Genomic DNA, 12,151 nt, shown 5'->3' on the forward strand with positions numbered 1-12,151 from the left:
ATGCCCCTCACGATCTTTGCCGCTTTCGCCTTCGACTCATCGTAAACACGTTCTAAGAAATACCTCAGGAGACAAAAACATGAAACCCTCTCTTATTGTTGCCGCCATTGCGCTGGCTTGCACCTTCATCGCCCCTGCTGCGCAGGCCCAGAAAATTGACGTCGCCAGCACCTTCCCGAAAGACATGCTGTTTTTGGGCGATGCGCTCAAGCAGTTTGCCAAGAATGTCAACGAGGTCACGGACTCCAAAGTCCAGTTTGAAATCCATGGCGCTGGCGATCTGGTGCCACCGCTGGAGGTGTTGACGGCAGTCAGCAGCGGCGCGGTGCCAGCAGGTTATGACTGGGTCGGTTACTGGGGCGGTAGCATTCCTGTGACCAATTTGATTGGCGCCCTGCCGTTTGGCCCACCGCCTGAAGTGCTGGCCGAATGGATGTGGGAAGGCGGCGGCAAAGAGATTGTGCAAAAAGCCTATGACAAGTACAACCTGCAGTTTTTGCCTTGCGCTAGCGTGCCGCCCGAGCCGGCTGGCTGGTTTCGCAAAGAAATCAATAGCCCTGAGGACTTGAAAGGCTTGCGCATGCGCATTGGCGGGTTGGCCGGCCATGCGCTGAACAAGGCGGGCGCGACCACCCAAATGATTCCTGGCGGCGAGGTGTTTGTCTCGCTGGACCGTGGGCGCATTGATGCGGCCGAATTCTCACTGCCGAGCATTGACGAGTCGATCCAGCTGCAAAAAGCTGCGCAGTTCTACTATTTCCCAGGCTGGCACCAGCCGTCGAGCATCTTGTCTGTGATGATCAACAAGAAAACCTGGGATGGTTTTAGCAAGCTGCAGCAAAACCAGATCATGGCTGCGTGCCGCTCCACCATGCTGTGGACCCTGACCAATGGCGTGCAAAGCCAGATGGATGCTGTACAGCGTTTGGAAGCCCAGGGCACCCAAGTGCGCCGCCTGCCTGACTCGGTGCTGGATGTGCTGCGCAAAGCCACTGACGACGTGGTGCAGGAAGAAGCGGGCAAAGACGCTGTTTTCAAAGAAGCCTACGACTCATTGCAGGCCCATATGCAGCGCGCTAAACGCTGGCAAGAGCTGCAACAACTCAACTGAACAGGAGCGACATGATGCGTGAGCACTCAGGCTTGCGCGCCATGGCCAATCTCGGTGTCGCGCTGATGAAACTCAGCGCGGTACCCGGACGCATGGGCGCGTGGATTATTTTTGCGTTGGTGCTGGTGGTCTTGTTTGCCGTGGTCGGCGCGCAAATGAGCTGGAGCCAGGTGGCCAGCTGGGACACAGCGATTCCGTTGTTTGGCAAGCATTTGAGCATGACAGGCGTGGGTGAGCTGCAATGGCATTTGTTTGCGCTGGTGGTGATGCTCTCCGGTGCCTACACCATGCAGCAAGACCAGCATATCCGCGTTGACGTGGTCTCAGCGGCCTTGTCCATGCGCGCGCGCGCTGGCATTGACCTGGTGGGCGATCTGTTGTTGCTGTTGCCATTTTTTGGCTTGCTGTTCTGGTTTTCGCTGGATTTTGTGGCCATGTCGCACCGTTTTGCCGAGCAGTCCAATAGCGGCGGCCTGGTAGACCGTTATCTGGTCAAGTCGGTACTGCCCCTGGGGTGTGCCTTGCTGGTGGTGTGCGGTGTCGGGCGGGTGCTGCGCAATGCGGCGTTTGTGCTGGCCCCAGCGCTGCAGCAGGAGTTTTTGCAGCGCGCCATGCACGACAAAGCCGCTGCAGAGAGCCTGCCAGCCGGTGCTGCTGAAAAGGAATCTGTATGAGCTACCTCTTGCCTTCTTTGATGCTGTTGGCCTTGCTTGTCGGCATTTTTTCTGGTTACCCGGTGGCTTTTTTGCTCGGTGGTTTGTCGATTGTTTTCATGTTTGTGGGCGATGTGCCGCTGGCTTCGTTCTCGCTGGTGACCAACCGGGTGTTTGGCTCGGTGCTGGAGAATTGGATTCTGGCGGCCATTCCCTTGTTTGTGTTCATGGGCATCATGCTGGACAAGTCCAAAATTGCCGACAACCTGCTCTATGAGCTGGAAAACCTGTTCAGAGGCAAGCCCGGCGGGCTCGGGCTGGCCGTGATTGGCATTGGCATTGTGATGGCGGCCAGCACCGGTATTGTCGGTGCCTCTGTGGTGCTGATGGGGACTCTGGCCTTGCCCATGATGCTCGCGCGTGGCTACAGCAAGACCTTGGCGATTGGCATCATCCTGGGTTCTGGCACATTGGGTATTTTGGTGCCGCCCAGCATCATGCTGGTGGTGTTTGGTGATGTGATGCAGGTGCCGGTGGGCGATTTGTTTGCTGCCACCATCATACCCGGTGTGATGCTGGCGCTTTTCTACATCCTGTATGTGCTCTACCATGCTGTTTTTGCACCGCACAAAGTGCCGCCCAGTCCGGTCAGTGCCAACCCCCAGCCCTTGGGGCGCATCTTGCTGCGTGTGTTGCGTGACCTGGTCGTGCCTGCATTGTTGATGCTGAGTGTGCTGGCCTCGATTGTCGCGGGGATTGCCACGCCCACCGAAGGCGCAGCGATTGGCGCTGGCGGCGCGCTGATACTGGCATTGTGCAAGCGCAAGCTGAGCGTTGCAGTGCTCAATGACAGCCTGCAGTCGACCATGAAGACCACCGGCATGATCTTGTTTCTGGCCGTTGGTGCGACTGCCTACAGTTTGATTTTCAAGCGGTTGGGTGGGCAAACCATGATCGAAGATGCCGTTGCCGCTTTTGGCCTGAGTCCGTATGTGGTGGTGCTGGGCATCATGCTGCTGATTTTTTTGCTGGGCTTTTTCCTGGAGTGGATTGAGATTTCGTTCCTGGTATTGCCGCTGTTCGCGCCAATTGTGGCCACCCTGGATTTTGGCGATGCGTTTGCCAGCCAAACCGATGTGCTGCTGTGGTTTTCGGTGATGGTGGCAGTCAATTTGCAAACCTCGTTTCTCACGCCGCCGTTTGGTTATGCGTTGTTCTACCTCAAAGGCATTGCCCCGCCCGATGTGTCGACGCTGGATATTTACCGCGGTGTCATGCCGATTGTCGGCCTGCAATTGCTGGCGGTACTGGCGATTGCCTTGTTCCCCGCACTGGCGCTGTGGTTGCCAAAGTTCGTGTAATGCCACACAAGGGCGCAGCGCGCCAAGCGCTGCGCTCGTCTAGGGCCATAGAGCCGTATTTCAATTGATTCAAGGGATACCACAATGCTGCAACAACAAGACAGCTATGAGGCCGTGCGCCGGGACTTTGCTTGGAACATTCCCGAGCACTACAACATGGGCGTCGATGTGTGTGACAAATGGGCCGAACGCGAGCCCGAACGCCTGGCGTTGATCCATGTGAGTGAGCAGGGCCAGACGCACTACAGTTTTGGCCAACTCAAAGCACAATCGAATCAGCTGGCGAATGTACTGCGCAGTCTGGGCACAGAGCGTGGTGACCGCGTCGCCATTTTGTTGCCACAAGCGCCTGAGACCGCATTGGGCCATATTGCCAGCCACAAGCTGGGTGCTATTTCGATTCCGCTGTTCACGCTGTTTGGTGAAGAGGCGTTGGCATATCGCTTGGGCAATTCCGGCGCGCGGGTCGTCATCACCAATGCTGAAGGGGCGCGGCGTGTGGCTTTGCTGCGCGCGCAGTTGCCTGACTTGCAACATGTTTTGTGCATGGATGGCGCAGTACATGGCGCGCTGGATCTGCATGCTGCAATGGCGGCGCACAGCGCACAGTTTGAGCCCGTGCAGACCTTGGCCGATGACCCAGCGGTGCTGATCTACACCTCGGGCACGACCGGCCAGCCCAAGGGCGCTTTGCATGCACACCGTGTGTTGCTGGGCCATTTGCCTGGCGTGGAAATGAGCCATGATTTTTTTCCCCAGCCAGGCGACCGCATCTGGACGCCGGCTGACTGGGCCTGGATCGGCGGACTGCTGGATGTGCTGATGCCCGCGCTGCACCATGGCGTGGCGGTGGTCGTGCGGCGCTTTGAAAAGTTCACGCCCGAGGCGGCGTTTGACTTGATTGAGCAGCAGCAGATACGCAATGCGTTTATTCCGCCCACGGCTTTGAAAATGATGCGTGCAGTGGCTGATGTGCCAAAGCGCTGGAAGCTGAACATGCGCAGCATTGCCAGCGGTGGTGAGTCGCTTGGCAGCGAGCTGTTGGAATGGGGGCGCAGCACTTTTGGTTTGACCATCAACGAGTTTTACGGCCAGACCGAATGCAATATGCTGGTGTCGTCCTGTGCTGCGCTTGAGCCAGCCAAGCCCGGCAGCATGGGGCGTGCCGTGCCTGGCCATACATTGGCGATTGTCGATGACCAAGGCCAATTGCTGCCACCAGGCACGCAGGGCCTGATTGCGGTGCACAAACCCGACCCGGTGATGTTTTTGGGCTACTGGAATAATCCGGCCGCCACCGAGGCCAAGTTTGTAGGCGATTGGTTGCTCACCGGCGATGTGGGCGTGCAGGATGCGCAAGGGCGTTTTGCTTTTGTTGGCCGTGATGACGACGTGATCACCTCGTCGGGCTACCGCATCGGCCCTGGCGAGATTGAGGATTGCTTGCTGGGCCACCCCGATATTCGGCTCGCGGCCGTGATTGGCAAGCCCGATGCGCAGCGCACCGAAATCGTCAAAGCGTATGTGGTGCTGCGCGAGGGCATCATGCCGGATGAGGATTTGACCAAAGAGATTCAAAACTGGGTCAAGACCCGTCTGGCTGCGCATGAGTATCCCCGTGAGGTCAGCTTCGTTGAGGCTTTGCCAATGACCACTACTGGCAAGATCATCCGCCGTGAACTGCGCGAGCAAGCCGCAGCTGAAGCACAGCAGCAAGCGCAGCTAACACAGCGCCAATCGGTCTAAAGGAGCACTTATGATGGAGCTGTACCACTGCGTGAGTGCGCGTTCGTTTCGTCCCTTGTGGACCTTGGCCGAATTGGGCAAAGTCCATGGGCGGGATTACCAGCTGACGGTTATGCCGTTTCCGCCCAGAGTACACCAGCGTGATTTTTTGCAATGCAATCCATTGGGCACCGTGCCTGCGTTCCGAGATGGCGGCGTGTGGATGACCGAGTCGGCGGCGATCACGCAGTATTTGGTCAGCCGTGAGCCAGAGTCGGCGTTGGCGCTAACCCCGGCGGATGCCGACTATGGCGCTTGGCTCAATGCGCTGCATTATGGGGAGGCGACCCTGACCTTCCCGCAAACTTTGGTGTTGCGTTATGGCCGGTTTGAGAGCCCTGAGCGTTTGCAGCCGCAGGTGGTAGAGGATTACCAGCGTTGGTTCTTGGCACGCTTGAAAGTCCTGGAGCCGCAACTGCAGCAGCGCGATTGGTTGTGCGCACAGCGTTTTACGGCAGCTGATATTTCGGTGGGCTATGCCTTGATGCTGGCAGACGGCTTGGGCTTGCTGCCAATGGCGGGCCCAGCGACGCAAGCCTACTGGCAGCGTTTGCAAAGCCGTGCAGGGTTTCAGCAGGCGTTGCAGGTGCAGGCCGAGGCGGCACGGGCCCAGGGTGTGCCTGAGGCGGCAGCTTTTAAAGCCTGATTGGGGACGGTGCTGTCCAGCGCAAGCGCCTATTGTGTCAATGTGAAGGACACATAGCTTTACAAGCGGGCGACACGCGCACACAAGCACGATACCTACCGAATGCAGAATTCACTCATCGCCAAAGCACATCCTGTGCAAGGGCACTTTAAAAGGATGAATGAGATGACTTTTGCTACATCGTTGCGTATTGTGCTGGCCACGTCTGTATTGGCTGGCAGTGTTTTTACAGTGCAAGCCCAGGGCCATGCCCAAGAAGGTCGAGGTGCAGAGCAGTACAAGCGTGACCAGGTTGCACATACCGCTGAGCTTAAAGACAAGTTGAATTTGTCAGACAAGCAACAAGGCGCTTGGGAGCAATACCAGGCAGCTATGGAGTCGGATCGACCCGCGCGTCAAGCGCATGAAGCACGTGCAGAAAAGCCGACGCTTACAGACGAGCAAAAAGCAGAGCGTAAGCAGCAGCGTGATGCGCGCAAACAAGCCAAAGAAGAGGCCAGAAAAGCCTTTTATGACCAGCTGACACCCGCGCAGCAACAAGTGTTTGATGCCGAGGAAAAACACGGTAAATCGCCACCTGACAGACAGCAACGCGCAGAGTAAAGCGCCCCTTGTTTGAGTAGCCCACTAGCGCGTCCTGGACGCGCTGGTGGGCATTGCCAACGGTTGGTTGGCCTGAGCGTGCGAGTGATGTCAGGCCTCGTTGCCTGCCACAATGGACATTGCCGCCATGCGCACAGCAATGCCAAAAGTCACCTGTGGCAAGATCACGCTTTGCTGGCCATCGGCCACGTCGGAGTCGATTTCTACGCCACGGTTGATTGGGCCAGGGTGCATCACAATCGCGTCGGGCTTGGCCCAGCGCAGTTTTTCCTGGGTCAGACCAAAGTTCTGGAAGTACTCTTGGCTCGATGGCAGCAGCGCGCCGCTCATGCGCTCGTTTTGCAGGCGCAGCATGATGATCACGTCGGCGTCTTTGATGCCTTCTTGCAGGTTGTCAAACACGCGTGCACCCATTGCGGTGAAGCTCTCTGGCGCCAAGGTGCGTGGGCCGACAATGCGCACATCAGGACAGCCCAGCGTGGTCAGGGCGTGTATGTCAGAGCGGGCCACACGTGAATGCAGCACATCGCCGACAATGGCCACCGACAGATTGGTGAAGTCTTTCTTGTAGTGGCGGATTGTGTACATGTCCAGCAACCCTTGGGTCGGATGGGCGTGGCGGCCATCGCCTGCATTGACCACGTGCACGTGCGGGGCGACGTGCTGGGCGATCAGGTAAGGCGCGCCCGATTCGCTGTGGCGCACGACAAAGATATCGGCCGCCATCGCAGACAGGTTGGCGACAGTATCCAGCAGGGTTTCACCTTTGGCCGTGGACGAACGTGTGATGTCCAGCGTGAACACATCGGCCGACAAGCGTTTGGCCGCGATGTCAAAGGTGGTGCGGGTGCGCGTGCTGTTTTCAAAAAACAGGTTGAAGACGCTTTTGCCACGCAGTAGCGGGACTTTTTTGACTTCGCGGTCGCTGACCGAGACGAAGTTGCTGGCCGTGTCCAGAATATGCGTGAGAATCTCGCGCGACAGGCCTTCGGTGGAGAGCAGGTGGATCAACTCACCGTGTTTGTTCAGTTGGGGGTTGTGGCGTGCCAGCATGGTGGTGTCTTAGGGCGTCGTTACGCTTGTTCAATGGCAAAGTGCAAACTACCGCTGTCTTGGCGGGCCAGTGCCAATTTCTGGCTGGCGGGCAGGGACAGGCGAGCGGCTGCGTAGGTCGCTTCAATGGGAAGCTGGCGACCTGCGCGGTCGACCAGTACTGCCAGTCGCACGCGGGCAGGGCGCCCGTAATCAAACAGCTCGTTGAGCACGGCGCGGATTGTGCGGCCGGTGTAGAGCACATCGTCGAGGACCAGAATGTCGGCGCCGTTGACATCAAAATCCAGACTGGTCTGCGCGCTGTTGGTGAGGCCGCGCTGCGCAAAATCGTCGCGGTGCAGCGTTGACGACAGCGTATTGGCTTGCTGGGACAGTTGCAGATCCTGAATCAGGCGCTCGACCAGCCAGACGCCGCCCGAGGTAATGCCAGCGAGCTTGGTGTCTTTCTCTAGCAGGCGTGACACACCGGCGCGCAGGTCGCTGTAGAGGCTCTCGGCATCCAGTGCCAGAAAGCCTGAAGAGGAAATTTCCGTCATGGCAGATTCCTTAAAAACTGAGTGAGGATGATAGCCGCAGATTGCGCATCGACCTGGCTCTCGCCAGCGCCGCCAGCCAGGGCCTCGGTGGTGCTGTAGCGCTCATCGACGCCAAAGACGGCCAGACCAAAGCGGCCATGCAAGCTGCGCATGAATTTGCGCGCCAGGGCGGTGTTGTCGTGTTCGGCGCCATCAGGGTGAAACGGAATGCCCACCACCAGCGCATCGGGTTGCCACTGCGTGATATAGGTTTGTGCCAGCGGAAACTGCGCCTTGCCTTGGGCAGCCAGAACACCGACTGGATTGGCACTGGCCAACAGGCGCGTGCCAAAGGCCACGCCGGTTCGTTTGGTGCCGAAGTCAAATGCCAAAAACGTGCCCCATTGCGGCGGCACGGTGAGGCTGCCCTCAGGCAAACCCAATGATTCGACAAAAGCGGTGCTGCTCATGCGCAGCTCCGGAGCGAGGCGCGTGTCTGCACCGTTTGGTAGATCCATGGATGCATTGGCTTAGGCATGGCCTGGCGTGCTGACCATGCGCAGCGGATCAACCCCCAGCAACTGAAAGGCCTTGGCATAGCGCTCCGAGGGCGTCAGCGTGAAGAGCCAGTCGGCATCGGTTTGCACGGTCAGCCAGGCATTAGCGGCCAGCTCGCTCTCGAGCTGGCCTTCGTCCCACGACGAGCAGCCCAAGGCCATGAGCGCTTTGCGTGGGCCAATGCCCTGGCTCATGTCGTTCATCACGTCTTTGGAGGACGTCATTGCCAAACCAGCTGTCACCGGAAGGGACGACGCATATTGCTTCTCGCCCTCCAGGACATGGGCTTCGTGCAGCACAAAACCGCGGTCTTGGTGCAGTGGGCCGCCCATCAATACCGGCAGGTCGGCCAAGTCATCGCGTGCCAAACTCAGCTCCAGGCGCGAGAACAGGTGACGCACATTGATGTCGGTGGTTTTATTGATGATCAGGCCCAAAGCGCCTTGGGCATTGTGCTCGCACACATACACCACGCTACCGCCAAATAAGTCGTCCTCCAGGCCAGGAGTGGCAATCAACAGGTGACCTGTGAGGTCAATGGGGTGGTCTTGTTTGGACGGCATAGGCTGATTTTAAGGCAATGTCGAAGGCTGTTTGGACTGGCGCTTAGTGTCCCACGTAAAAGGACATGATTAGGGTTTTGCAGAGTTTCCCGAGGCGATGCTGCATCGGTATGACGCGGATGGGCGGTTCGGTATTGAAATGGGCCACTTTGGCGTTTTTCTGCATGCTGCGCTGCCTGGGCCCAGTACGCTGGCGACGTGCATGACAAAGGTGCTTTTTGATCTGTCAATCCACAGTTACTATTCGGTCTTAGACCGCGCAGTCTGATGCTGCGCACCACATGAATGAGGGCATATCATGGTTCTATGGGGAGTCATCTGGGGGGCAGTCATTGGTTGGCTGTGCGATTCCTATTGGTGGGGACCAATCGGTGTGTTCGCAGGTGCGTTGATCGGGGCGCTGGCAGGCTGGACCTTGCGCAATAGCGTTCGCAGCGAGTTTGCGCGCCTGCATAGGCAAGCCCAGCAGGCAGCTGCGCCCACCAAGCAACAGGAGCGGGCCATCGCGCGTGATGCTGGCCCCAGCGTTTCAGGCGCAGCGGCCACAGACTATGTGGACGAGCCGCTTGAGGCGTTTGCTCAGCGCGACCCTCATGGCGCGCGCGATCCATTGGCTACTGCTTCAGCTTCTGCTTCTGTGCCAGTTGCTGCAGCAGCGGTCCGTTTTGAGTCCGAGCCGGTGAACCCTGCACAGTGGCAAGAGTCGCTGAGCGCTTATGGGATCAGTGAGGCAGCGAGTCTGTCGAGCCAACGCCCAGTTGCAGCAGCGCGTACGCCTGATGCAGCCGAACCGACGGTGCTGGCGCGTTGCAGCGCAGCGGTACGCAATTGGTTGACCAGCGGCAATGTGGTGGCGCGCCTGGGTGCGTTGATGCTCTTTGTGGGGTTGGCGTTTTTGGCCAAATGGGCGGCTGACAATTCCATGTTCCCGCCCGAGGCCCGCTTGGCAGCGATTGCGCTGGTAGGCATTGGTTTGTTGCTGCAAGGCGCACGCATGTCGGCAGCCAAACCGGCCAAGGCTGCCGAGCAAGAGCAGGCACGCAGCTTAGGTTCTGCGACTGCCCGTTTTGATTATGGCGTGCTGCTGCAGGGCCTGGGCGTGGCAGTCTTGTATTTGGCGATTTTCTCGGCGTTCAAACTCTATGGCTTGCTGCCAGCCAGCTGGGCGTTCGTGCTGATGGTGTCGGTGTGCGCGCTCTCCAGTGCCATTGCGGTTCTGCGCAGCGCCCAGGCGCTTGCCTTTGTGGGGTTTGCTGGCGCGTTTGCCACGCCAGTGCTGCTCTCTGATGGTTCTGGCAGCCATGTGAGTTTGTTTGGCTATTACTTGTTGCTGAATCTGGCCATTGTGGGTTTGGCCTTTGTGCGGCCTTGGCGCGCTGTCAATGTGCTGGGCTTTGTGGCGACTTTTGGTGTCGCCACTTTGTGGGGCGTGCTGCGCTACCAGGCCAGCTACTATGCTACCAGCCAGGTATTTTTGCTGACGTTTTTTATGATTTATTTGCTCATTGGCCTGCTCTATGCGTTGCGCCATGGCGCAGAACGCCAGCACAAGGTCGATGCGACGCTGGTGTTTGGCCTGCCCATTGTGGTTTTGGGCTTGCAAGTGAATTTGGTGGATTTCAGCGAATATGGCGCGGCACTGTCAGCCGTGCTGGGGGGGGGCGCTCTATATTGTGCTGGCATGGCTGCTGCGTCAGCGCACCAGCGAGGCGGGGCGCTGGCTGGTGCAAAGTTATGCGGCGATTGGCTTGCTGCTGGTTACCGTGGCTGTGCCACTGGCGCTGGAGCAGCAAATCACGGCGGCGGTGTGGGCATTGGAAGGGGCTGCGGTGTACTGGCTCTCACGCCAGCAAGGGCTCAAATGGGGCTGCGTGCTCGGTGTCGTCTTGCAGGCTGTGGCCGGTGTGCTGATGATGGATGCACTCGACAGCCGCTATTACGCGATGCTATATGCACCCGAACCAGTGGCGCGCCTGCCGTTTGTCAATGCCGATTTTCTCTCTTGCCTGTTCATGGCCGTGGGCGCTGGGGCGATCTCGTGGTGGTCACGCCATGACCCTTGGCCGCGCAGTGCCGGGGCGAACTTGGCCGCGTGGCTGCAGCATCTGAGTGGTGTCGTCAGCGTGGTCTTGTTCGTGGTTGGCTTTACTTGGGCCTTGCAGGGCTTGTGGGCGCAACTGCAACCCAGTGTCTGGCAAGCGTTTGCGCACAGCGCAGTGCTGTTGGCGTGGCGGGTGCTGGGCTTTATGGCGTTGGTGGCGGCTGCTCAGTGGGCGGCGCAGCGTTATGACTGGAGAGGCGCGCGCCTGGCCGCTTATGCCATGTTCCCAGTTGTGGCATGGCATGTGTTGGTGGCGGTCTGGGAGCTCCATTGGGGTTGGGCCGAGCTGGCGTTATGGAGTGTGATTGCGGTGGTGTATCTGGCTGTGCTGCAGCGCGCAGACCGCCGCGGCCCGGTGCTGTACTGGCGCGTCGTGCATACTGCCAATGTGGTATTGGGATTCTTGCTGTTAGGACGCAGTTTGGTGAGCCTGGCCGATTGGGCGCAGCTGTGGCAGTCTGATTGGTCGGCCGTGGCTGGCACCTTCAGTGCGATTGTGGTGCTTTTGTTGCTCAGCCGCGCAGCTTGGTGGACAGGCACGCCCCAGCGCTGGCCGCTCAATCGTTTCCGCCCTGACTACTTGCTGCATGCAGGCGCTGGCGTCGCCTTGCTGGTGGGCATATGCACACTGGTCACGGCTTGTTTGGTGCGTGGCAAGGTGGCACCTTTGCCGTATGTGCCGCTGCTCAATCCGGTTGATTTGACGGTTTTGCTGGGTGTGGCTGCGATTGCACTGTGGCGTTTGCGGATTGCGCAAGCCCCTTGGGTCGCAGCGGCTTCGGTATGGACGTGGCGCAGCAGTTGGCTGGCCATTGCCGCCTTGGGCTTTGTCGTGCTCAACACCATTTGGTTGCGCGTGGCCCACCATTATTTTGGCGTGCGCTGGCAGGTCGATGCATTGGCCGATTCCTTTGTGGTGCAAGCCGGTTATTCGGTGCTGTGGACGGTGCTGGCCTTGCTGGCGATGCTGTGGGCGCGCCGCGTGGGCCAACGCTTGCTGTGGCAAGCCGGTGCAGGTTTGTTGGCCGTCACCGTGCTTAAAATGCTGCTGGTCGATATGGCCAATAGCGGTGGGGGAGAGCGCATTGTGGCCTTTATTGCCGTGGGTGCGTTGATGGTCGCGATTGGTTATTTCGCCCCCATGCCGGCAGCGCGCAAAGCCGCTGCAACCGATGATCCTGTGACACCTTAAGAGAGTACGT

11 protein-coding genes and 1 pseudogene are annotated in these 12,151 nt (G+C 58.8%); 8 read left to right on the top strand and 4 right to left on the bottom strand.

Annotated elements, in window-relative coordinates:
- Nucleotides 1–79 precede the first annotated feature (79 nt).
- From E8K88_RS05640 to E8K88_RS05665, 6 genes are all read left to right on the top strand, one after another.
- Entirely contained in the window at nucleotides 80–1,111 is a 1,032-nt protein-coding gene (locus E8K88_RS05640; RefSeq protein WP_136405675.1) for a TRAP transporter substrate-binding protein, read from the top strand.
- 11 nt (nucleotides 1,112–1,122) lie between these two features.
- Nucleotides 1,123–1,785 (top strand): TRAP transporter small permease subunit, encoded by a 663-nt coding sequence (locus E8K88_RS05645; protein ID WP_136405676.1) that lies wholly within the window; start codon nucleotides 1,123–1,125, stop codon nucleotides 1,783–1,785.
- The gene (locus tag E8K88_RS05650) at nucleotides 1,782–3,125 is read left to right on the top strand and encodes a TRAP transporter large permease (protein ID WP_136405677.1); all 1,344 of its coding nucleotides are present in this window, start codon (nucleotides 1,782–1,784) and stop codon (nucleotides 3,123–3,125) included. The genes E8K88_RS05645 and E8K88_RS05650 overlap by 4 nt, the downstream gene beginning before the upstream one ends.
- 84 nt (nucleotides 3,126–3,209) lie before the next feature.
- A complete protein-coding gene (locus tag E8K88_RS05655; RefSeq protein WP_136405678.1) occupies nucleotides 3,210–4,871 on the top strand; it encodes an acyl-CoA synthetase in 1,662 nt (553 codons plus the stop codon).
- A 10-nt stretch (nucleotides 4,872–4,881) separates the two neighbouring features.
- Nucleotides 4,882–5,556: a glutathione S-transferase family protein gene (locus tag E8K88_RS05660; RefSeq protein WP_136405679.1), complete on the top strand. Its 675-nt coding sequence runs from the start codon at nucleotides 4,882–4,884 to the stop codon at nucleotides 5,554–5,556.
- A gap of 165 nt (nucleotides 5,557–5,721) precedes the next feature.
- Nucleotides 5,722–6,159, top strand: coding sequence for a Spy/CpxP family protein refolding chaperone (locus E8K88_RS05665; protein WP_168797253.1), 438 nt, complete (start codon nucleotides 5,722–5,724; stop codon nucleotides 6,157–6,159).
- Between the two features lie 90 nt (nucleotides 6,160–6,249).
- Here the strand turns inward: E8K88_RS05665 and E8K88_RS05670 are convergent, their stop codons facing one another.
- From E8K88_RS05670 to E8K88_RS05685, 4 genes are read right to left on the bottom strand one after another with little or no spacing between them, the layout of a single operon-like run.
- Nucleotides 6,250–7,212, bottom strand: coding sequence for an aspartate carbamoyltransferase catalytic subunit (locus E8K88_RS05670; RefSeq protein WP_136405681.1), 963 nt, complete (start codon nucleotides 7,210–7,212; stop codon nucleotides 6,250–6,252).
- A 20-nt stretch (nucleotides 7,213–7,232) separates the two neighbouring features.
- Nucleotides 7,233–7,748 (bottom strand): bifunctional pyr operon transcriptional regulator/uracil phosphoribosyltransferase PyrR, encoded by a 516-nt coding sequence (gene pyrR, locus E8K88_RS05675; RefSeq protein WP_136405682.1) that lies wholly within the window; start codon nucleotides 7,746–7,748, stop codon nucleotides 7,233–7,235.
- Complete coding sequence (gene ruvX, locus E8K88_RS05680) at nucleotides 7,745–8,197, bottom strand: Holliday junction resolvase RuvX (RefSeq protein ID WP_136405709.1); 453 nt, start codon at nucleotides 8,195–8,197, stop codon at nucleotides 7,745–7,747. The genes pyrR and ruvX overlap by 4 nt, the downstream gene beginning before the upstream one ends.
- A 60-nt stretch (nucleotides 8,198–8,257) precedes the next feature.
- Nucleotides 8,258–8,848, bottom strand: coding sequence for a YqgE/AlgH family protein (locus E8K88_RS05685; RefSeq protein WP_136405683.1), 591 nt, complete (start codon nucleotides 8,846–8,848; stop codon nucleotides 8,258–8,260).
- A 298-nt stretch (nucleotides 8,849–9,146) separates the two neighbouring features.
- Here E8K88_RS05685 and E8K88_RS18670 point away from each other — a divergent pair.
- Together E8K88_RS18670 and E8K88_RS18580 are read left to right on the top strand one after the other, a co-directional pair.
- Nucleotides 9,147–10,478 (top strand): annotated as a pseudogene (locus E8K88_RS18670) (DUF2339 domain-containing protein); the annotation flags it as partial.
- Nucleotides 10,477–12,141 (top strand): DUF2339 domain-containing protein, encoded by a 1,665-nt coding sequence (locus tag E8K88_RS18580; RefSeq protein ID WP_136405685.1) that lies wholly within the window; start codon nucleotides 10,477–10,479, stop codon nucleotides 12,139–12,141. The pseudogene E8K88_RS18670 and the gene E8K88_RS18580, both read left to right, overlap by 2 nt.
- Nucleotides 12,142–12,151: the final 10 nt, after the last annotated feature.

The organism is Lampropedia aestuarii, assembly GCF_004803635.1.
Lineage (GTDB): Bacteria > Pseudomonadota > Gammaproteobacteria > Burkholderiales > Burkholderiaceae_C > Lampropedia > Lampropedia aestuarii.